Annotated in this window: 16 protein-coding genes; 9 read left to right on the top strand and 7 right to left on the bottom strand. The window is 69.2% G+C overall.

Translation table 11 applies throughout. The features are described 5' to 3' along the window. Positions 1-22: 22 nt before the first annotated feature. A complete protein-coding gene (tdh, locus tag AB3X08_RS16875) occupies positions 23-1,054 on the bottom strand; it encodes an L-threonine 3-dehydrogenase (protein ID WP_179570610.1) in 1,032 nt (343 codons plus the stop codon). Between the two features lie 162 nt (positions 1,055-1,216). Here tdh and AB3X08_RS16870 point away from each other — a divergent pair, with 162 nt between their 5' ends. The 9 genes from AB3X08_RS16870 to AB3X08_RS16830 all read left to right on the top strand — a co-directional run bounded on the left by AB3X08_RS16870 (position 1,217) and on the right by AB3X08_RS16830 (position 12,358). Further along, positions 1,217-3,370, top strand: a complete 2,154-nt coding sequence (locus AB3X08_RS16870) for a S46 family peptidase (RefSeq protein ID WP_369933966.1) — start codon at positions 1,217-1,219, stop codon at positions 3,368-3,370. A gap of 180 nt (positions 3,371-3,550) precedes the next feature. Beyond that, entirely contained in the window at positions 3,551-4,195 is a 645-nt protein-coding gene (locus tag AB3X08_RS16865) for a histidine phosphatase family protein (protein WP_369933964.1), read from the top strand. A 366-nt stretch (positions 4,196-4,561) separates the two neighbouring features. After that, a complete protein-coding gene (gene folC, locus AB3X08_RS16860) occupies positions 4,562-5,824 on the top strand; it encodes a bifunctional tetrahydrofolate synthase/dihydrofolate synthase (RefSeq protein ID WP_369933963.1) in 1,263 nt (420 codons plus the stop codon). Between the two features lie 69 nt (positions 5,825-5,893). Next, the gene (locus AB3X08_RS16855; protein WP_369933962.1) at positions 5,894-6,946 is read left to right on the top strand and encodes an SPOR domain-containing protein; all 1,053 of its coding nucleotides are present in this window, start codon (positions 5,894-5,896) and stop codon (positions 6,944-6,946) included. Between the two features lie 96 nt (positions 6,947-7,042). Further along, entirely contained in the window at positions 7,043-7,807 is a 765-nt protein-coding gene (locus AB3X08_RS16850; protein WP_369933961.1) for a CvpA family protein, read from the top strand. Between the two features lie 28 nt (positions 7,808-7,835). Next, positions 7,836-9,302 carry an amidophosphoribosyltransferase gene (purF, locus tag AB3X08_RS16845; protein WP_369933960.1) on the top strand — a complete coding sequence of 489 codons (1,467 nt, stop codon included), beginning with the start codon at positions 7,836-7,838 and terminating at the stop codon, positions 9,300-9,302. Positions 9,303-9,324: 22 nt separating this feature from the next. Then, the gene (locus AB3X08_RS16840; RefSeq protein WP_369933959.1) at positions 9,325-10,146 is read left to right on the top strand and encodes a ferritin-like domain-containing protein; all 822 of its coding nucleotides are present in this window, start codon (positions 9,325-9,327) and stop codon (positions 10,144-10,146) included. Between the two features lie 279 nt (positions 10,147-10,425). Next, complete coding sequence (locus AB3X08_RS16835) at positions 10,426-11,670, top strand: zinc-dependent metalloprotease (protein ID WP_369933958.1); 1,245 nt, start codon at positions 10,426-10,428, stop codon at positions 11,668-11,670. A 175-nt stretch (positions 11,671-11,845) separates the two neighbouring features. Then, entirely contained in the window at positions 11,846-12,358 is a 513-nt protein-coding gene (locus tag AB3X08_RS16830; protein ID WP_369933957.1) for a hypothetical protein, read from the top strand. 40 nt (positions 12,359-12,398) lie between these two features. Here AB3X08_RS16830 and lpxH read toward each other — a convergent pair whose 3' ends face one another. From lpxH to phoR, 6 genes are all read right to left on the bottom strand, one after another. Then, the gene (lpxH, locus tag AB3X08_RS16825) at positions 12,399-13,136 is read right to left on the bottom strand and encodes a UDP-2,3-diacylglucosamine diphosphatase (RefSeq protein WP_369933956.1); all 738 of its coding nucleotides are present in this window, start codon (positions 13,134-13,136) and stop codon (positions 12,399-12,401) included. A 116-nt stretch (positions 13,137-13,252) separates the two neighbouring features. After that, the gene (locus AB3X08_RS16820; RefSeq protein WP_369933955.1) at positions 13,253-13,780 is read right to left on the bottom strand and encodes a phosphatase PAP2 family protein; all 528 of its coding nucleotides are present in this window, start codon (positions 13,778-13,780) and stop codon (positions 13,253-13,255) included. Then, a complete protein-coding gene (locus tag AB3X08_RS16815; protein ID WP_369933954.1) occupies positions 13,764-14,897 on the bottom strand; it encodes a glycosyltransferase family 4 protein in 1,134 nt (377 codons plus the stop codon). Before AB3X08_RS16815 ends, AB3X08_RS16820 begins: the two co-directional genes overlap by 17 nt. Positions 14,898-15,099: 202 nt before the next feature. Then, entirely contained in the window at positions 15,100-16,623 is a 1,524-nt protein-coding gene (ppx, locus tag AB3X08_RS16810) for an exopolyphosphatase (protein WP_369933952.1), read from the bottom strand. 59 nt (positions 16,624-16,682) lie between these two features. Continuing rightward, on the bottom strand, positions 16,683-18,779 hold the full coding sequence (gene ppk1, locus AB3X08_RS16805; RefSeq protein ID WP_369933951.1) for a polyphosphate kinase 1: 2,097 nt from the start codon (positions 18,777-18,779) through the stop codon (positions 16,683-16,685). A gap of 11 nt (positions 18,780-18,790) precedes the next feature. Further along, entirely contained in the window at positions 18,791-20,116 is a 1,326-nt protein-coding gene (gene phoR, locus AB3X08_RS16800) for a phosphate regulon sensor histidine kinase PhoR (RefSeq protein WP_369933950.1), read from the bottom strand. Between the last annotated feature and the right edge of the window lie 34 nt (positions 20,117-20,150).

The following is a 20,150-nucleotide window of genomic DNA, read 5'->3' as shown; positions in this document are numbered from 1 at the left end:
ATCATCGCCGCCGCGCCGGACGTCACCAGCTCAACACCACCTTGCCGGCCTTGCCTTCTTCCATCAGGTCGAAGCCCTTCTGGAATTCGTCGATGGTCAGCTGGTGGGTCAGCACCTTGCCGAGCGGGAAGCCGGACAGCACCAACTGGGTCATCTTGTACCAGGTCTCGTACATCTTGCGGCCGTAGATGCCCTGCACGGTCAGGCCCTTGAAGATGATCTTGTCCCAGTCGCAGCCGGCGCCGCGCGGCATGATGCCGAGCATGGCGATCTTGCCGCCGTGGTACATGCAGTCGAGCATGTCGTTGAACGCGCGCGGGTTGCCGCTCATCTCCAGGCCGACGTCGAAGCCTTCCATGTGCAGGTCGGCCATCACCTCCTTGAGCGAGGTATTGGCGACGTTGACCACCCGGGTGGCGCCCATGTCGGCGGCCAGCTTCAGGCGGAAATCGTTGACGTCGGTGACCACCACGTTGCGCGCGCCGATGTGCTTGCAGATGCCGGCGGCGATGATGCCGATCGGGCCGGCGCCGGTGATCAGCACGTCTTCGCCGATCACGTCGAACTCCAGCGCGCAGTGCGCGGCGTTGCCGTAGGGATCGAAGAACGCGGCCAGTTCGGACGGGATCTGGTCCGGAATCGGCCACAGGTTGGAGGCCGGCATCACCATGTATTCGGCGAAGGCGCCGTTGACGTTGACGCCGATGCCGACCGTGTTCGGGCACAGGTGCGGGCGGCCGCCGCGGCAGTTGCGGCAATGCCCGCAGACGATGTGGCCTTCGGCCGAGACGCGTTGGCCGACCTGGTAGCCGCTGACCGCCGAGCCGAGTTCGGCGATGCGGCCGACGAATTCGTGGCCGATGGTCAGGCCGGGCTTGATGGTGCGCTGGCTCCATTCGTCCCATAGATAGATGTGCAGGTCGGTGCCGCAGATCGCGGTCTTCTCCAGCTTGATCAGCACCTCGTTGGGGCCGGGTACCGGCACCGGTACCTGTTCCAGCCAGATGCCCTTGGCTGCGTCGCGCTTGACCAGCGCCTTCATTGTTTGCGCCATGGCGGTGCAAGACTCGGGGTTGAGAGGGCGCGAAGTATAAGCCGCCCGCCGCCGCGGCCATGTTGCGGCGCGTGCGGGGTGCCGTTGGTCATGGTCGCGGCATCGGTTGCATTCGTTACAATCTAACGTCTATTTCATGCCTGTCGCGAAGGAATCCATTCGATGCGTTCGAATCTGCTGGCTGTCGCCGTCATCGCCACCCTGGCCTGTGCCCAGGCCGCCCATGCCGGCGAGGGCATGTGGGTGCCGCAGCAATTGCCGGATATCGCCGGCCAGCTGCAGCAGGCCGGGTTGAAGCTGTCGCCGCAGCAACTGGCCGACCTGACCGGCGATCCGATGGGCGCGGTGGTGTCGCTGGGCGGCTGCACCGCCAGCTTCGTGTCCCCGCAGGGACTGGTGGTGACCAACCATCATTGCGCCTACGGCGCGATCCAGCTCAATTCCACGCCGCAGAAGAACCTGATACGCGACGGTTTCAGCGCGGCCAGCAATGGCGCCGAGCTCAGCGCCGGGCCGAACGCACGCATCTATGTGCTCGACCGCATCAGCGATGTCACCGAGCAGGCCAAGGCGGCGATGGCCGCTGCCGGCAGCGACGCGCTCAAGCGCACCCAGGCGCTGGAGGCGTTCGACAAGGCACAGGTCGCGGCCTGCGAAGCCGAGGCCGGCTACCGCTGCGAGCTGTACAGCTTCGCCGGCGGCAACACCTACCGGCTGTTCCGCACCCTGGAAATCCGCGACGTGCGCCTGGCCTACGCGCCGCCGTCGGGCATCGGCAAGTTCGGCGGCGACGTCGACAACTGGATGTGGCCGCGCCACACCGGCGATTTCTCGTTCTACCGCGCCTATGTCGGCAAGGACGGCAAGCCGGCGGCCTACGCCAAGGACAACGTGCCGTACCAGCCCAGGCACTTCCTGAAGTTCGCCGACCAGCCGCTGGGCGCCGGCGACTTCGTGATGGTGGCCGGTTATCCGGGCCGCACCAACCGCTATGCGCTGGCCTCGGAATTCGACGCCACCGCCAGTTGGGCCTATCCCACCGCTGCGCGCCAGTACCGCGACCTGATCGCGCTGGTGGAGCAGGCCGGCAAGCAGGATCCGGACATCCAGGTGAAGTACGCGGCGACGATGGCCAGCTGGAACAACGTCGCCAAGAACTACGAAGGGCAGCTGGAAGGCTTCAAGCGCATCGACGCGGCCGCGCAGAAGCAGGCCGAGGAACGCGCGGTGCTGGCCTGGCTGAAGCGCCAGGGCCGCGACGGCCGCGCCGCGCTGCAGGCGCATGCGCAGCTGCTCGCGCTGGACGAGCAGGCCAAGGCCACCCGCGACCGCGACCTGATCCTGCGCCAGATGCGCCGCACCGGCGTGCTCGGCAGCGCACTGTCGCTGTACCGCCTGTCGATCGAGCGGGCCAAACCCGACGCCGAGCGCGAGCCCGGCTATCAGGAGCGCGACCTGCCGGAGATCGAGGGCGCGCAGAAGCAGATGGAACGCCGCTACGTCGCATCGATGGACGGGCAACTGCAGCGCTACTGGTTCGACCAGTACCTGAAGTTGCCGAAGGCGCAGCGGTTGCCGGCGCTGGACCAGTGGCTGGCCGGCGCCGATGCGCAGGCCGCCGCCGCGCGGCTGGCCGGCACCAAGCTGGGCAGCACCGAGGAGCGCCTGAAGTGGCTGCGCGCCGACCGGGCCGCGTTCGAATCCAGCGACGACCCGGCGCTGCGCTACGCGGTCGCGCTGATGCCGGCGCTGCTGCAGATCGAGCACGAGGAAAAGCGCCGCGAAGGCGAGGAGCTGCTGGCGCGTCCGCGCTACCTGCAGGCCTTGGCCGACTACAAGAAGAGCCAGGGCGAGTCGGTGTACCCGGACGCCAACTCCTCGTTGCGCATCACCTTCGGCAACGTCAAGGGCTACACGCCCAAGGACGGCGTGGCCTACACCCCGTTCACCACGCTGGAAGGCGTGCTGGCCAAGGACACCGGCGCCGATCCGTTCGACTCGCCCAAGGCCCTGCTCGACGCGGCCAAGGCCAAGCGCTACGGCGGGCTGGAGGACAAGCGGCTGGGTTCGGTGCCGGTCGATTTCCTGTCCGACCTGGACATCACCGGCGGCAACTCCGGCTCGCCGGTGCTCGACGCGCAGGGCAAGCTGGTCGGCCTGGCGTTCGACGGCAACTGGGAATCGGTGAGTTCCAACTGGGTGTTCGACCCGGCCATGACCCGGATGATCGCGGTCGATTCGCGCTATCTGCACTGGATCATGCAGGAAGTGGCGCCGGCGCCGCGGCTGCTGAAGGAACTGAACCTGACGCAGTGACGGCACCGGGCGCGGCGACGGCCTGTCCGCCGCCGCGCAGCCGGCCCGTGGCCAAACTGCGCAGGGCGACGGCTGCGGAGCGGGATGCGGTTCGGGGGTTTCCGGCGACGGAGCAGGTATCATGCCGCTCCGTTTTCGTTCGCGAGACGGCCCCCTCTCCCCCCAACGGAATTCCACCGCATGCGCATCCTGCTCGCTCGTCATGGCGAAACCCCGTGGAACGCCGAAGGCCGCTACCAGGGCCAGATCGACATCGCGCTGTCGCCGGTCGGCGAGGCGCAGGCACAGGCGCTCGGCGCGCGCCTGCGCGACGTGCCGCTGACCCGCGCGGTGGCTTCGCCGCTGTCGCGCGCGCAGAGCACCGCCCGCTACGCGTTGGGCGCGCAGCGCGAAGCGATGCTGCTGACCGATTCCGACCTGCAGGAGATCGCCCACGGCGAATGGGAAGGCCTGCTCGCCAGCGAGATCAACGACAAGGACCCGGCGCGCCTGCGCGCCTGGCGCGAGGAGCCGGACACGGTGCTGATGCCGGGCGGCGAATCGCTGCGCCAGGTGCTGGACCGTTCCTGGCGCGGCCTGACCCGCGCCGCCGAGGGCCTGGGCGAGGACGACACCTTGCTGGTGGTGGCGCACGATGCGGTCAACCGGGTGATCCTGTGCCGGGTGCTGGGCCTGCCGATCGCCAAGCTGTGGAGCTTCCGCCAGGCGCCGACCACGCTGAACCTGCTGGAAGGGCCGGACGTGGAGCATCTGGAAGTGGTGCGTCTGAACGATTGCGCGCACCACACGCCGTTCTTCGGCGAAGCCAAGCATCGGGCGCTGTAGGCGGCGAAATCCGCAAATTTGGTTGGCGGCTCAGAGTCCCAGCACAGTGCACGTTTTTGCTTTTGCTTCGCTTCTCGGGTCCCGTGAGCCGCGGCACGTGGTCTGGGCGAAAACCCCGAAGGGGCGGCGCGCACGATGCGCGCCGTTTTTCGTAGGCACATGGATGTGCCTTCGAAAAATGCCCAGGCCACGTGCGCACCCGGAGCGCGAAGCGCGGAGGGCGCGGCGCCCGGGTGTGCTTTCTTTTGGTTACTTTTCTTTGCACAAGCAAAGAAAAGTGACTCGCGCGCCAGCGCGAAAGCCGTTGCTTGTACGAGGCGAGGGAGCGTTCCAGCGATGCCTCATCGAAAGGCTGAAAATACGCAGATGAAAAAGTCCCTTCCCGAATGGCTCGCCTATATCGAGCAGCAGCACCCGCAGAACATCGCGATGGGCCTGGAGCGCGTGCGCACGGTGGCCGAGCGCATGGGCCTGGCGCGGCCGGCGAAGAAGGTCATCACCGTCGGCGGTACCAACGGCAAGGGCTCGACCGTGGCCTTCGTCGAGGCGATCGCGCGCGCCGGCGGCTGGACCGTGGGCAGCTACACCTCGCCGCACCTGCTGCGCTACAACGAGCGCGTGCGCATCGGCGGCGAAGAGGCCAGCGACGCGCAGCTGGTGGCCGGCTTCGAGGCGGTGGAGGCCGTGCGCGGCGATACCCCGCTGACCTATTTCGAATACGGCACGCTGGCCGCGCTGTGGCTGTTCCAGCAGGCCAGGCTGGACCTGGCGGTGCTGGAAGTGGGCCTGGGCGGGCGCCTGGATGCGGTCAATCTGGTCGACGCCGACGTGGCGGTGATCACCACCGTCGACATCGACCATACCGACTGGCTGGGGACCGATCGCGAGGCGATCGGCGCGGAGAAGGTCGGCATCGCCCGGCCGTGGAAACCGCTGGTGCTGGGCGAGATCGATCCGCCGTCGAGCGTGCTGCGCCGCGCCTATGCGATCGGCGCCAACGCGATCCGCGCCGGCAGTGATTTCTTCCATGAGCCGATCGATGCCGAGCTATGGCGCTGGCGCGACGTCGGCACCGAGCTGGAGTTGCCGTGGCCGCAGCTGCGCGCGCCGGTGCAGCGCGCCAACGCCGCCACCGCCATCGCCGCGTTGCGCGCGCTGCGCAGGGCCTTGCCGCGCACCGCCTACGCCGAGGGTGTCGCCGCGGCGCAGTTGCGCGGGCGCCTGCAGCCGTTGCTGCGCGACGGCGTCGAGGTGCTGGTCGATGTCGGCCACAATCCGCAGGCCGCGCGCGAACTGGCCGCGGCGCTGCAGGCGCAGCCCTGCGCCGGCGCCACCCATGCCGTGTTCGCGGCCTTGGCCGACAAGGACGCGGCCGGCGTGGTACAGGCGCTGGCCGGGCAGGTCTCCGCCTGGCATCTGGCCGGGCTGGCGGGCGCGCGCGGGCAGAGCGGCGCGCAGTTGCAGGCGCGCCTGGCCGGGACCGAGGCCGCCGCCGCCAGCCTCGCCGACGGCGTGCCGCAAGCGCTGCAGCTGGCCCTGGCGCAGGCGCGGCCGGGCGACCGGGTGCTGGTGTTCGGCTCGTTCCACACCGCCGCCGAGGCCCTGCACTGGCTGCATTCAGCCGGCTGACCCCGCCGGCAGCCGGCCCGACCTTATAATCGCTGCGGCACTCCGCCATGCCGCCCCCTCAAGCTTTCCGTGGATACCGTCCTGAAACAGCGACTGATTGGCGCCCTTGTTCTGGTGGCGCTCGCCGTGATCTTCCTGCCGATGCTGGTCAAGGGCCCCGCGCCCGACAGCGGCACCGCCAATGTTCCGCTGAAGGCCCCGGACGCTCCGGCCGACGGCCAGTTCCAGACCCGCGAATTGCCGCTGGTGACGCCGGGCGACGCGCCCAGCGGCGGTGCCGTGGGCATGGCCAGCGCGCCGGCCGCGACGCCGGCGCCGGTACAGGACAACCCCGACGCCGCCGACCTGGCCACGCCGGCCGCGCCCGCCGCCGCCGCCGCGCAGCCGTTGCCGCCGACCGTCGCCGCCGGCAACTACGCGGTCAATTTCGGCGCCTATTCCACCCCGGCCGACGCCGACGCGGTGATCGCGCGGCTCAAGCAGGCGCAGTTGCCGGGCTTCCGCGAAGCGGCCACGATCGGCGGGCGCCAGGCCTGGCGCGTGCGCATCGGCCCGTATGCCGACCGCGCCCAGGCCGAGTCGGTGCGATTGCAGGCGGTGAAGGTGCGCAACGACGTCAACGCGCAGGTGGTGACCCTGGATGCGCCGAGCGCGTCCTCGGTGGCGACCGCCGCGACGCCGGCAGCGACTGCGGCGCCGGCCAAGACCGAAGCCCTGCCGCCGGAGCCGGCCAAGCCGGTGGCCGCGGCCAAGCCGTCGGTCGCAGCGGCGCCCAAACCTGAACAGCCCAAACCTGAACCGCCCAAGCCCGAGCCGGCCAAACCGGCCACGACGCCGGCCCCGGTCGCGGCGGCCAAGCCGGCCCCGAGCGTGCCGGCCGCCTCCGGCACCGGCTTCGCCGTGCAGCTGGGCGCCTTCGCCAAGGCCGAGGACGCCAACGCCTTGCGCGACAAGGTGCGCGCCGCCGGATTCAGCGCCTTCGTCGAGCAGGTGCGCACCGACAAGGGTGCCTTGAACCGGGTGCGGGTCGGCCCGGTCGCCAATCGCGCCGATGCCGAGCAGCTGCGCGCGCAGGTCGCATCGAAGGTCGGCATCAGCGGTATGGTACGTCCACACCCTTGACCGGGCTTCGGCCCACGGAGTCGCAAGCATGTACCAGGGAAGGGAGCCGCGGCGCACTGCCGCCGTCATGGCGCGGTCCGACCGCGAGAGGCGCGCATGATCGATATGGTGCTGCTGGCGGTGATCCTGGTGTCGGCGCTGCTCGGCGCGCTGCGCGGCTTCGTCGGCATCGTGGTCGGCACGCTGTCGTGGCTGCTGGCCGGCTGGGCCACGTTCCAGTTCGGCGGCGACGCCGGGCGCTGGCTGGCCGATGGCGCGCATCCGAGCCTGACCTACTATCTGGGCGGCTACGCGCTGACCTTCGTGGTGACGATGGCGGTGGTCGGCATCATCGGCATGGTGATCCGCAGCGCGGTCCGCGCCACCGCACTGTCCGGCACCGACCGCGCGCTCGGCTTCGGCCTGGGCACGCTGCGCGGCGGGTTCTTCGCCGCGGTGCTGGTGCTGCTGATGAGCTTCACCCCGCTGACCCGCGAGCCGGCCTGGCGCCAATCGGTGGTGCTGCCGGTGCTCAGCCCCGGCGTGCACTGGATGCGCGCGCAGCTGCCGGACTGGCGCATGCCGCAGATGCCGACACTGAACATGTCGCAGATGAACCTGCAACAGAACGTGCAGCAGATGGATTTGGGCAAGTTGCCCCTGGCAGGCGATAATGCCGCCCTGGGCAACGCCCTGTCGGCCAGTGGCCTGCAGGACGTGGTGTCCAAGGCCCTGGGGCGTCCGGGAGCCCAGTCCGCGCAGCCCGGCGGCGATCCGACGCAGGCGTTGCCTGCGAACATCGATCCGGCGCAGGCGCGTCCGGCAGCAAACGACCCGGCACGGGTCGAATCCAACGGCCAGGCACGGCCACCTTCCCAATAGCGGCGCGATCGCCGCGGAGAGCGTTCACATGTGTGGCATCGTCGGAATCGTCGGCAATCAGAATGTCGCAGCGCAACTGTATGACGGCCTGGCCGTGCTGCAGCACCGCGGGCAGGATGCCGCGGGCATCGCTACTGCCGACGGCACCCGCCTGCGCGTGCAGAAGGCCAACGGCTTGGTCCGCGACGTCTTCGACGAGAAGCGCATGGCGGTGCTGGAAGGCCGGGTCGGCATCGCCCATTGCCGCTATCCCACCGCCGGTTCGGAAGGCATGGACGAGGCGCAGCCGTTCTACGTCAATTCGCCCTACGGCATCGCGCTGGCGCACAACGGCAACCTGATCAACACCGAGGCCTTGCGCCAGCAGGTGTTCGAGGCCGACCGGCGCAACATCAACACCGAGTCGGACAGCGAGGTGCTGCTGAACGTGTTCGCCTACGAGCTGGACGCGCAGCGCATGCTGACCCCGGAAGCGGCGATCCGTGCGGTGGCCGGCGTGCACCGCCGCTGCAAGGGCGGCTACGCGGTGGTCAGCGTGGTGCTGGGCCTGGGCCTGGTGGCGTTCCGCGACCCGCACGGCATCCGTCCGCTGGTGCTGGGCAAGCGCGAGGGCGTGGAGGGCGACGAATACATCGTCGCCTCCGAGTCCTCGGCGCTGGACATCCTCGGCTTCACCCGCCTGCGCGACGTGCGTCCCGGCGAAGCGCTGGTGATCACCGGCCGCGGCGAACTGTTCTCCGAAGTCTGCGCCTCGCCCACCGACCACACCCCGTGCATCTTCGAGTACGTGTACTTCGCGCGCCCGGACTCGATGATCGACAACGTCTCGGTGCACAAGGCGCGCATGCGCATGGGCATGAAGCTGGGCGAGAAGATCCTGCGCCTGCGCCCGGACCACGACATCGACACCATCATCCCGATCCCGGATACCTCGCGCGACGCCGCGCTGGAGATGTCCAACGTGCTCGGGGTGAAGTACCGCGAGGGCTTCGTCAAGAACCGCTACGTCGGCCGCACCTTCATCATGCCGGGGCAGGTCGAGCGGGTGAAATCGGTGCGCCGCAAGCTCAATCCGATCCACCTGGAGTTCCGCAACCGCGTGGTGCTGCTGGTCGACGACTCGATCGTGCGCGGCACCACCAGCCGGCAGATCGTGCAGATGGCGCGCGAGGCCGGCGCGCGCAAGGTGTACCTGGCCAGCGCCGCGCCGCCGGTGCGCTACCCGAACATCTACGGCATCGACATGCCGGCGGCCGACGAGCTGATCGCGCACGGCCGCAGCGAGCAGGAGATCCAGGAATTCCTCGGCTGCGACTGGCTGATCTACCAGGATCTGGAAGATCTGGAGACCGCGGTGCGCGAGGGCAACCCGGAACTGAAGACCTTCGATTCGTCGTGCTTCAACGGCGAATACACCACCGGCATCGAGCCGGGCTATTTCGAGCGCATCATGCAGCTGCGTTCGGACGAAGCGAAGAAGAAGCGCCGCGCCTGACGCGGCCTGGCGTGGCGCACGGATGCACGACGCGCATGCCGCTGGGGATTTGCTGCAGGCGGCGCGGCTGTGCCTGGCCGCCAGCGCCCCCGAGGACAAGGTCGCCCTGACCCAGCGCTACGCTGCGGCATTCGCCGCCGGTGCGCTGCGCGTGCCGGCCGAGGCCGCCGAGCCCGAACCGATCCGCATGCCGGGGCGTCCGCCGCGGCCGCTGCTGGTGCATCCGCGCGAACTGCCGCGGCGCGGATTGGGCAGCGCCGAAGGCCGCGCCGCCTTCATCCATGCGATCGCGCACATCGAGCTCAACGCGATCGACCTGGCCTGGGACGCCGTTTACCGCTTTCGCGGCTTGCCCGACGCGTTCTACGCCGACTGGGTGGCGGTGGCCGCCGACGAATCGCGCCACTTCACCCTGCTGCGCGACCGGCTGCGCGCGCTGGGCCACGACTATGGCGATTTCGCCGCGCACAACGGGCTGTGGGAGATGTGCGAGAAGACCGCGCACGACGGCCTGGCGCGCATGGCCTTGGTGCCGCGCGTGCTGGAGGCGCGCGGTCTGGACGTGACCCCGGGCATGATCGTGAAGCTGCGCGCGCTGGGCGACGCCGCGACGGTCGAGATCCTGGAACTGATCCTGCGCGAGGAAGTGGCGCACGTCGCCGCCGGTTCGCGCTGGTACCGCTGGTATTGCGCGCGTGCCGGCATCGAGCCGCGCGCGCGGTTCGCCGAGCTGCTGCGCGAATACGCCGGCGGCTACCTGCACGGCCCGTTCAACCTGCCGGCGCGGCTGCTGGCCGGCTTCGACGAGGACGAGCTGCTCGCCTTGCAGCGCCAGGCCGGCTGAGGCGGTACGCGGCTGCAAGGCGTCCGGCCGCCGGCGCGACGGTTCCGAACGATCGCCAGCTGCATGCGTCGCCGTGCCGATCGGGCTGTGACGGCGACGCTTGGATGCCGATCACGGCGCCAACTGGAATGGCCATCTCTGAGTGGAGACGCGATCGATTTGTTGCTTGCGCTGAACGCTGGCTGAGCGGCTAATCGGATTCCCCCGTGCATTGTGCCCTGACGCCTGCTGCGCGAGGGACGACGCTCCGTCTCTTCTCACCACCCCTGGGAGTACGACATGAAGTCGATGTGCTGCCTTACCGCGATGCTTGCCCTGTGTGTTGCCGGTTCCGCTTCCGCGGCCGGAAAACCCCTGTTCCAGAGCAGCCAGTACATTTCCAAGTCCATCCCCGGCGAGCCCGCGTTGAGCCGGGTGCTGGCCAATCCGTCCACCGGCGCGGTGCAGAGCGTGCGCGTGGACGCCGCTGCGGTGGATGCCAGCCAGGCGCAACTCGAGCTGGACCTGCTGGGCAAGCGCATCACCGCGACGCAATTGAGGACCGAGCAGCTGGAAGGCGGCAACAGCATCTGGTACGGCAATCTCGGCAACGCCGCCGCAGCCAAGGCGCGCGCGCGCTCCGGCCTGGATCCGCTGAACTCGGCGATCCTGGTGCGCAGCGGCGACACCATCACCGGCAGCATCCGCAGCAACGGCACGCTGTTCCATCTGCGCCCGATCACCGGCGGCGGTCATGTGCTGGTCGAGGTCGACGAAAGCCGCATGCCGGCCGAGCATCCGGCCGAGTACGCGTTGCTGCCGACCATCCAGATGCCGCAGGCCGTGGTCGACGACCGCGCCACCACCGCGGCCGCCTCGTCCGGTTCGCCGGCGACCATCCGCGTGCTGGTGGTGGCCACCAACCAGGCGGTGACCAGCTACGGCGGCAACATGCAGTCGCTGGTGCAATTGGCGGTCGCCGAGTCCAACCAGGGCTACACCAACAGCAACGTCGGCATCACCATGCAGCTGGCCGGCTACGAGACCACCAGCTATACCGAGTCGGGCGACTTCAGCACCGACCTGAGCCGCTTCCGCGGCACCAGCGACGGCTACATGGACAGCATCCACACCACGCGCAACAGCGTGGCCGCCGACGTCGGCGTGCTGATCATCGACAACAGCGCCTACTGCGGCCTGGCCTCCGGCATCGGCTCGACCGCCGCCACCGCCTTCGCCGCGGTGTACTGGGACTGCGCCACCGGCTACTACAGCTTTGCCCACGAGATCGGCCATCTGCAGAGCGCGCGCCACGACATCGCCACCGATTCGAGCACCTCGCCGTACGCCTACGGCCACGGCTATCGCTACGGCAACAGCTGGCGCACGATCATGGCCTACAACTGCAGCGTCAGCTGCCCGCGCCTGAACTATTGGTCCAACCCGAACATTTCCTACGGCGGCGTGCCGATGGGCAATGCCAGTTCGGCCGACAACCAGCGCGTGCTGGTCAATACCAAGGCCACGGTCGCCGCGTTCCGTTGAGCTAGCGTGTCTCAGGGGCGTTCCGGTGCAGGCCGCGCCAGGCCTGTGCCGGGACGCCCCACTTGCCGATCGATCTTCCAGGGCCGGGCGCCGCGGCGTCCGGCTTCGGCTATGCTGCGCGACGACAGGTCCGGCAGCGCCGGGCGTGCACCGCTCATTACTCCTGGAATCGGCGATGGTGTTGAAGAGCATTGGCCTGCCGGCGGCCTTGGCGCTGGCGATGTTGAGCATGGGCTGTGGCCCGGCGGATCCACCGGCCGCACCGCAGCAGGCGCCGGCGCCCGCTGCGGCCCCCGCGACCGCACCTCCCGCGGGTAACGCGCCAGCGCCAGCGTTCGACGAAACCCATGCGCTGGACATGCTGGAGACGCGTCTGGCGGCCGACCATGTCTATGCCGATGCGCAGTGCCTGCAATACGCCGCCGAGACCGATGCCGAACCTGTGGCCGATGACGCCGCTGCAGCGCCGTCGGCGACCGCCGAACCCGCCGCCAGCGAGTCGGCCGCGATCGATTTCGCGGTACGCGAGAAGCATGGCGACGGTTGCCCGGGCGATCCGCAGACCGCACCGGTCAGGGACCGCTACCGGGTCGAACGCTCGGGCGAGATCCTGTGGTACGACGTGGCCGAAGGCGATTTCGTCGGCTATGCGCAGCGTGCGCGCGACAACGCCGGCGGTATGCCGTAGCGCCCGCAGGTTCCGTGCGCGCGTTTCTCGCCGCTGCCGTCTACAGCTGCTGCAGCCGGCAGCCCTGCGCGTCCACGCGCAGCACCGAACCCTGTTCGTACCAGTCGCCGAGCACGATGCGGGTGCAACTGCGCCCGTTGACGTCCAGCGTGTGCACGGCGGGGCGGTGGGTATGGCCATGGATCATCCGCGCCACGCCGTAGCGCGCGAAGCTGGCCACGACCTCGTCCGGCGCCACGTCGGTGACGGTCTCGAACTGGGCACGGTCGCCTTGCTTCATTTCCGCTTGCCGCGCCTGGCTGGCGGCGCGCGCCTGCTGCGCATAGGCGATGCGCGCGGCCAGCGGCTGCGCCAGGAACTGCTGCTGGAACGCGGGGTCGCGGGTCTGCGCGCGGAATGCCTGGTAGGCGGTGTCGTCGGTGCACAGCAGGTCGCCGTGCAGCAGCAGGGTCGGCTCGGCGTACAGATCGATCACGCACGGATCGGGCAGCAGGCGCATGCCGGCGCGGCGCGCATAGTCGGCGCCGAGCAGGAAATCGCGATTGCCGTGCATGAAGAACACCGGCACCCCGGCCTCGTGCAGTGCGCGCAGTTCCAGCGCCACCGCGTCGGCCGCCTCCGAGGGCGTGTCGTCGCCGATCCAGGCCTCGAACAGGTCGCCGAGGATGTACAGCGCCTCGGCGTTGCGCGCCTCGCCGCGCAGGAAATCGAGAAACAGCGCGGTGATCGCCGGCCGGGCCGGATCCAGGTGCAGGTCGGAAATGAACAGCGTGGTCATTGCCGCATTGTAATGGAGCCGGGATTGGAGATTGGGGATTCGGGACTGGCAACGTCCGGCGTGCCGGCGTCAGCTCCCGTTTTTGCGAATCCCCAATCCCGAATTCCCAATCCCGGCTACAGAACCACCCACAACGACGCCGCGGCCAGCGCCGCGCCGATGCCGGTGGCGGCGAGCACGTCGCTGGGGTAGTGCAGGCCCAGCACCACCCGCGACAGCGCCACACAGACGATGAACGGAATCAGCAGCGGCGCCAGCCACGGGTAATAGGCCAGGGCGACGATGCCGAACGACACCGCATGCAGGGTGTGCCCGGACGGGAAGCTGAACTCGTCCAGCGGCGCCACCCAGGCGCGGATGCGCAGGTCGGCCGCGTACGGGCGCGGGCGCCGGGTCCAGCGCTTGAGGCCCTTGTACAGGCTCAGCGCGACCACGCCGGTGGCGGCCATGTGCGCGGAGGCGAACACGCCGCTCATGCCGTCGCAGACCACCAGCAAGGTCATCAGCGCATACCAGAACACGCCGTCGCCGAGGCGGCTGATCAGCGCGAAGAAGCGCCGCACCGAGCGCCGCCGGCACCAATGGTTGGCTTGCCGGCACCAGCGGGTTTCGTGCCCGCGCAGAATCTCAAGCCGCGTCGACATGGGACCTCCTGCTGTACGCCAGTTCGCCAAGCAGCGCTTCGAAATCGGCCACGACCTGTTCCGGGCGCAGCTGTTGCATCGCCGCGCAGGCGGCCTCGCCTAGCTGCCGGCGCAGGGCGTCGTCGCTGGCCAGGCGCACCGCGGCGGCGACGAAACCGTCGTCGTCGCTCACCGCCGCACCGTTGATGCCGTCGCGCAGGTATTCGCGCGCCGCGCCGTAATCGAAGGCGACCGTGGCCACGCCGCTGGCCATCGCTTCCAGGGTCACGTTGCCGAAGGTTTCGCTGCGGCTGGGAAACAGGAACAGGTCGCCGCTGGCGAAGTGCCGCGCCAGCGCGTCGCCGCGTTGCACGCCGCAGAAGATGAAGTCGGGGTTTTCCTGCGCCAGGCGCTCGCGCATCGGGCCGTCGCCGACCCAGACGAAGCGCGCTTCCGGCCGCACCTGCTGCAGTTGGCGGAACGCGCGCACCGCCAGCGGCAGGTTCTTCTCCGAGGCGATGCGGCCAACGTACAGGGCCGCGCAACCGTCGTCCCCCAAGCCCCACTCGCGGCGCAGGTGCGGATCGCGGCGCTGCGGTTCGAACTGGCGGTTGTCCACTGCGCGCGCCAACAGGCGCGCGCGCGCGAAGCCTTGTTCGGCGAGGAAGCCGAGCAGTTCGCGGGTCGGCACCAGGGTGGCGTCGGCCTGGTTGTGGAAGCGCCGCATCCAGCGCAGCGCGGTCGACTGCAGCCAGGCGGCGCCGTACTGCGGCAGGTATTCGTCGAAGCGGGTGTGCAGGCCGGTGGCGATCGGGATGCCCAGGCGCCGCGCGGTGCGCAACGCCGACCAGCCGAGCGGGCCTTCGGTGGCGATGTACACCGCGTCCGGTGGCACGGCCTGCCACAGCCGCGCTAGGCGCCGCGGCGCGGGCAGGCCGAACTTCAGGCCGGGGTAACGCGGCAGCGCCGCGCCGCGCACCAGCAGCGCATCGTCGTCGTGCCCGTCGCCGGCCTGGCGCGGCCGCACCACGTCGACCTGATGGCCGAGCGCACGCAATCCCAGTTCCAGCCCCTGCACGGTCAGCGCGACGCCGTTGACCTCAGGGGGGTACGTCTCGGTGACGATCGCGTAGCGCATGCTCGGGCTCCGGTTTGCCAAAGCTTCGCGCGAGGCGGTGAAGCGAACATGTCCGGCGCATGTAGGAATGATGACGCCGGCCCAAGGCGTTTAGCCGCGCTTCCATCAGCCATCTCTCCGGTGAGAACAATCCGGCTCGCAAGAAGCGCTCTGGCAGCACGGCTTTTACGAATCCCGAATCCCTATTCCCGAATCCCGGCTTTCAAGCCACAAACGGCCGGAAATTGATCCCCAGTCCCGCCATCCCCTCGACCTCGCCGATCAGGTCGGCGCGCTGCAGCGGCCGCGATTCGATCCAGGGCTGCGACAGGATCAGGTGCAGGTCGTCGCCGTTGGCCTTCAGGTCCAGCGACGGGATCGGCTCGGATTCGTGCGCGCGGTGCAGCAGCACCGCCAGCCGCAGCAGCGCGGCCTTGCGTTTGGCGCTGAGCAGCAGGCGGTCGGGCAGGGCGTCGAATGCGGTCTTGGGCACGTTGCGGCGATGGGTGCGCACCAGCGTCGCCAGCACCTGCTGCTCCTGCCGCGAGAAGCCGGCGATGTCGGAGTGCTCGAGCACGTAGGCGCCGTGCACGTGGTACTGGCTGTGCGCGATGGCCTGGCCGAGCTCGTGCAGGCGCGCGGCCCAGCTCAGCATGCGCCCGTCGTCGGCATCCAGCGCCCAGTCGGTGGCGACCTGCGCGAACAACGCCATCGCGGTCGCTTCCACGCGCGCCGCCTGCGCCTCGTCGATGCCGTAGCGCTGGGTGAGCGCGGCGATCGCGGTCTCGCGCGGATCGTTTTCGCCGCCGCGGCCGAGCATGTCGTACAGGATGCCTTCGCGCATGGCCGCCTTGCTCACCATCAGGCGCTGCAGGCCCAGGGCCTGGAACGCGGCCTCCAGCACCAGCACGCCGCCGGCGATGATCGGCCGGCGGTCGGCGGACAGGCCGGGCAGGTCGATGTCCTCGATGCGCTTGGCCAGCAGCAGACGGTCGCGCAACTGCGGCAGCGCCTCGGCGGTGATCGCGCCCTTGGTCAGCTTCATCGCCGCGCAGATCTCGCCGATCGCCTTGTGCGTGCCCGACGATCCCAACGCCTCGTGCCAGCCCAGCGCACGGTACTGCCTCGCGAACTGTTGGAACTCGGCGCCGATCTCGGTCAGCGCGTCCTTCCATTTCTTCTTCGACAGCTTGCCGCCGGGAAAGAAGCGCCGCGTGCTGGCGATGCAGCCGGCCTGCAGGCTTTCGCGTTCCAAGGTCTGGAAACCGCGGCCGATGATGAATTCGGTGGAGCCGCCGCCGATGTCGATCACCAGCCGGCGCTGGTCCGGCTTGGGCGGCTGCGCATGCGCCACGCCCAGGTAGATCAGGCGTGCTTCCTCGCGGCCGCTGACCACTTCGATCGGATGGCCGAGCGCGGTTTCGCCGGGGATCAGGAATGCCTGCGGCGAGCGCAGCTGGCGCACGGTGTTGGTGGCCAATGCGCGCACGCGCAGCGACGGCACGTCGCGGATGCGCTGGCCGAAGCGCGCCAGGCATTCCAGCGCGCGCTGCCGAGCCTCGGCCGACAGCCCGCCCTTGTTGTCCAGGCCGTCGGCCATGCGCACGGTCTCGCGCAGGCGGTCCACCACCCGCAGCTGCCCGAGCTGATACCGCGCCACGACCATGTGGAAACTGTTGGAACCCAGGTCGATGGCGGCCAGCAGGTCGCCATCGCGCAGCGGCGTGTACGGGGAGATGGAAGGCATGGGCGGAATGGTAGCCGATGCACGGCCGGGGCCGTCCATCGGCGCGCGGGCGGCGTGGCTCAGAGTCCGTCGAGCAGGGTCAGCTGTGCCGAATGCGGCGGCTGGTCCTGGCCTGGTTCCAGCTTGCGATAGGCGCCGCTGGCATCCAGTTCCCACGCATTGAGATTGTCGGCCAGATAGTTCTGCAACACCTCGCGATGGATGCGCTTGATCAGATCCGGATCCAGGATCGGGAAGCAGGTCTCCACGCGCCGCAGCAGGTTGCGCTCCAGCCAGTCGGCGCTGGCGCAGAACAGTTCCGGCGCGCCGTCGTTGCCGAACCAGTAGATGCGGCTGTGCTCGAGGAAGCGGCCGACGATCGAACGCACCCGGATGTTGTCCGACACGCCCGGCACGCCGGGGCGCAGCGTGCACGCGCCGCGGACGATCAGATCGATCTTCACGCCGGCCTGCGACGCCGCGTACAGCGCGCGGATCACCTGCGGCTCGTTGAGCGCGTTCATCTTGGCGATGATGCGGCCCGGGCGCCCGGCCAGGGCCAGCTTGGTCTCGCGCTCGATCCGGTGCAGCACGCCCGGGTGCAGGGTGAACGGCGATTGCAGCAGGCGCTTGAGGCGGATCTTCGGCGCCAGTCCGGACAGCTGCTGGAACAGCAGATGCACGTCGTTGCAGATCTCCACGTCGGCGGTGATCAGGCTCAGGTCGGTGTAGGCGCGCGCGGTGCCGCTGTGGTAATTGCCGGTGCCCAGGTGCACGTAACGGCGCAGCTTGCGGCCCTCGCGGCGCACGATCAGCAGCATCTTGGCGTGGGTCTTGTAGCCGACCACGCCGTACACCACCTGCACGCCGGCTTCCTGCAGGCGATCGGCCAGGCCCAGGTTGGCTTCTTCGTCGAAGCGCGCGCGCAGTTCGACCACCACGGTCACATCCTTGCCATTGCGCGCGGCCAGCACCAGCGCATCGACGATGCCCGAGTCCTTGCCGGTGCGGTACAGGGTCTGCTTGATCGCCAGCACCTGCGGGTCCACCGCGGCCTGCTTGATCAGGTCCAGCACCGCGGTGAACGCGTCGAACGGGTGGTGCAGCAGCACGTCGTCGGCGGCGACGATGGCGAAGATGCCGTCGCTGTCGCGCAGCGTGCGCGGATTCATCGGCGGATACTTCAGCTCCGGGCGCTGCACCAGATCGTAGACCTGGTTGACCCGGCTCAGGTTGACCGGACCGTTGATGCGGTAGACCGCGTTTTCCGGCAACTGGAAGTTCTGCAGCAGGGTGCGCACGATCGAATTCGGGCAGTCCTCGGCGATCTCCAGCCGCACCGCCGGCCGGTAGCCGCGGTTGACCAGCTCGTCGCGCAGCGCCAGCGCCAGGTTCTCCACTTCCTCCTCGTCCACCACCAGTTCGGAATTGCGGGTCACGCGGAACTGGTAGGACCCCGTCACTTCCATGCCCGGGAACAGTTCGTCGACGAAGGTGGACAGCACCGAGGACAGGAACACGAAACTCTGTCCGCCCTCGGACAGGCTTTCCGGCAACTCGATGATGCGCGGCAGCGAACGCGGCGCGCGCACGATCGCCAGGTGGCCGATGCGGCCGAACGCGTCGGTGCCCTTCAGCACCACCACGATGTTCAGCGACTTGTTGAGGATCTTCGGGAACGGATGCGCCGGGTCCAGGCCCAGCGGCGACAGCACCGGCATGATCTCGTTGCGGAAATACGCGCGCAGCCAGCGCTTCTGCCGCGCGTTCCAGCTGTTGCGGCCGAGCACGCCGATGCCGGCGTCCTTCAATGCCGGCCGCAGCACTTCGTTCCAGCAGCGGTACTGGTGGTCGACCAGTTGCGCGGCGCGGTCGTGGATGGTGTTGAGGATCGCGCTCGAGCTCAGCCCGTCCGGCGCCGGCGGCAAGCCGAATTCCAGCGCATGGCGCACGGTGGCGGCGCGGATCTCGAAGAACTCGTCGAGGTTGGTGCAGGAGATGCACAGGAAGCGCAGCCGTTCCAGCAGCGGCACGCTCGGATCCTGCGCCTGCGCCAGCACCCGGAAATTGAAATCCAGTTGCGACAGTTCGCGGTTGAGATACAGCGACGGGTCGCGCAGCGGGTCGCTGGGAACATCCGGTGGTGGCGTGGGCGGCAAAGCGGCAGCGCGTGGCATGGCGTTACTCGTTAGGCGGAGGTCAGAGTGGCATGGTCGTGCCGCGGATGCACGCGTCCGGCGCCGAAGTGGCAGGAAAACGTGCTGCCCTTGCCGACTTCGCTTTCGATGTCCAGCCGAGCCTGGTGCAGGCCCAGCACGTGCTTGACGATCGACAGCCCCAGCCCGGTGCCGCCGCTTTCGCGCGAACGGCTGCTGGACACGCGATAGAAGCGCTCGGTGATGCGCGGCAGGTGGTGCGACGGGATGCCGTAGCCGCTGTCGCGCACCGACAGCACCGCGCCGTCGCCTTCGCGGGCGAAGCGAATGCTGACCGAGCCGCCGGCAGGGGTGTAGCGCACCGCATTGGTGACCAGGTTGGAGAACGCGCTGTGCAGTTCCTTGTTGGAGCCGACCAGGTCCAGATCGGCCTCGTCGTGCACCTCGATGCGGTGCCGGCCTTGGCTGTGCGCTTCGGCCTCGCGGCGCAGCGTGGCCAGCATCGGCGCCATCGCGATGCTCTCTTCGTTGGCGTGCTCCTGCGATTCCAGCCGCGACAGGGTCAGCAGGTCTTCGACCAGTTGGGTCATGCGCTGCGACTGCTTGCGCATCTCGGCGATCATCGGCCCGGAATCGGGGAAATCCTCCGGATCGAGCATGTCCAGGTAGCCGTGCACCACGGTCAGCGGCGTACGCAGTTCGTGCGAGACGTTGGCGACGAAATCGCGGCGCACCTGCTCCAGCTGCAGCAGCTTGCTGACGTCGCGCGCGACCAGCAGCCAGTAGTCGTCGGAGTAGGGAATCAAACGCAGGTTCAGGCGCAGCCGGTCGTCGATCGGCGAGGGCGTGTCCAGCATCGGCTCGGCGTTGCGGCCGCCGGCCAGCCAGTGCGCCAGCGGCAGCGGCTGCAGGCGTTCCACCACCGGGACGTTGAGGTCGCCGGGATGGCGCAGGCCGAGCAGGGTGCCGGCGGCTTCGTTGAACCACTGGATGCGCTGGCTGTTGCGGTCCACCACCACCACCGCGTCGGGCAGCGCGGCGGCGGCGGCGCGGTAGGCGCGCAGCATGTCCAGCAGGCGTCGCTTGCGCGTGCGCATTTCCGCCTGGCTGCGGTACAGCAGCCGGTCCAGTTCGTTCCACACCCCCGTGCCGGCCGGCGGTTCCCAGCGCTGGCGCGCGGTCAGCCGGCGCAGCACGCGGCGCAGGCGCCAATAGTGCCAGCCCATCACCGCCAGCGAGGTCAGGGTCAGCGCCATCCACACGTGGCCGCCGACCCAGCCGGCCAGCACCGCCAGCAACAGCATGACGGCGAGGGTGCCGAGGGTCTTGAGCCAGGCGTAACGCATGTTGCGGGGCATCGGGGGCGCTCTGTCGCGATGGATCGTATTCGTC

This window comes from Xanthomonas sp. DAR 34887, assembly GCF_041245805.1.
GTDB classification, from domain to species: domain Bacteria; phylum Pseudomonadota; class Gammaproteobacteria; order Xanthomonadales; family Xanthomonadaceae; genus Xanthomonas_A; species Xanthomonas_A tesorieronis.
Note: the sequence above shows the minus strand (reverse complement) of the source record. Positions and strands in the feature narration are given on the sequence as shown.

Coding starts and splice junctions, on each gene's coding strand:
- purF (WP_369933960.1), top strand. CDS start 7,836: ATGTGTGGCATCGTCGGAATCGTCGGCAATCAGAATGTCGCAGCGCAA.
- ppx (WP_369933952.1), bottom strand. CDS start 16,623: ATGCCTTCCATCTCCCCGTACACGCCGCTGCGCGATGGCGACCTGCTG.
- AB3X08_RS16840 (WP_369933959.1), top strand. CDS start 9,325: ATGCACGACGCGCATGCCGCTGGGGATTTGCTGCAGGCGGCGCGGCTG.
- AB3X08_RS16865 (WP_369933964.1), top strand. CDS start 3,551: ATGCGCATCCTGCTCGCTCGTCATGGCGAAACCCCGTGGAACGCCGAA.
- AB3X08_RS16830 (WP_369933957.1), top strand. CDS start 11,846: ATGGTGTTGAAGAGCATTGGCCTGCCGGCGGCCTTGGCGCTGGCGATG.
- AB3X08_RS16820 (WP_369933955.1), bottom strand. CDS start 13,780: ATGTCGACGCGGCTTGAGATTCTGCGCGGGCACGAAACCCGCTGGTGC.
- AB3X08_RS16850 (WP_369933961.1), top strand. CDS start 7,043: ATGATCGATATGGTGCTGCTGGCGGTGATCCTGGTGTCGGCGCTGCTC.
- AB3X08_RS16815 (WP_369933954.1), bottom strand. CDS start 14,897: ATGCGCTACGCGATCGTCACCGAGACGTACCCCCCTGAGGTCAACGGC.
- AB3X08_RS16870 (WP_369933966.1), top strand. CDS start 1,217: ATGCGTTCGAATCTGCTGGCTGTCGCCGTCATCGCCACCCTGGCCTGT.
- lpxH (WP_369933956.1), bottom strand. CDS start 13,136: ATGACCACGCTGTTCATTTCCGACCTGCACCTGGATCCGGCCCGGCCG.
- folC (WP_369933963.1), top strand. CDS start 4,562: ATGAAAAAGTCCCTTCCCGAATGGCTCGCCTATATCGAGCAGCAGCAC.
- phoR (WP_369933950.1), bottom strand. CDS start 20,116: ATGCCCCGCAACATGCGTTACGCCTGGCTCAAGACCCTCGGCACCCTC.
- AB3X08_RS16835 (WP_369933958.1), top strand. CDS start 10,426: ATGAAGTCGATGTGCTGCCTTACCGCGATGCTTGCCCTGTGTGTTGCC.
- tdh (WP_179570610.1), bottom strand. CDS start 1,054: ATGGCGCAAACAATGAAGGCGCTGGTCAAGCGCGACGCAGCCAAGGGC.
- ppk1 (WP_369933951.1), bottom strand. CDS start 18,779: ATGCCACGCGCTGCCGCTTTGCCGCCCACGCCACCACCGGATGTTCCC.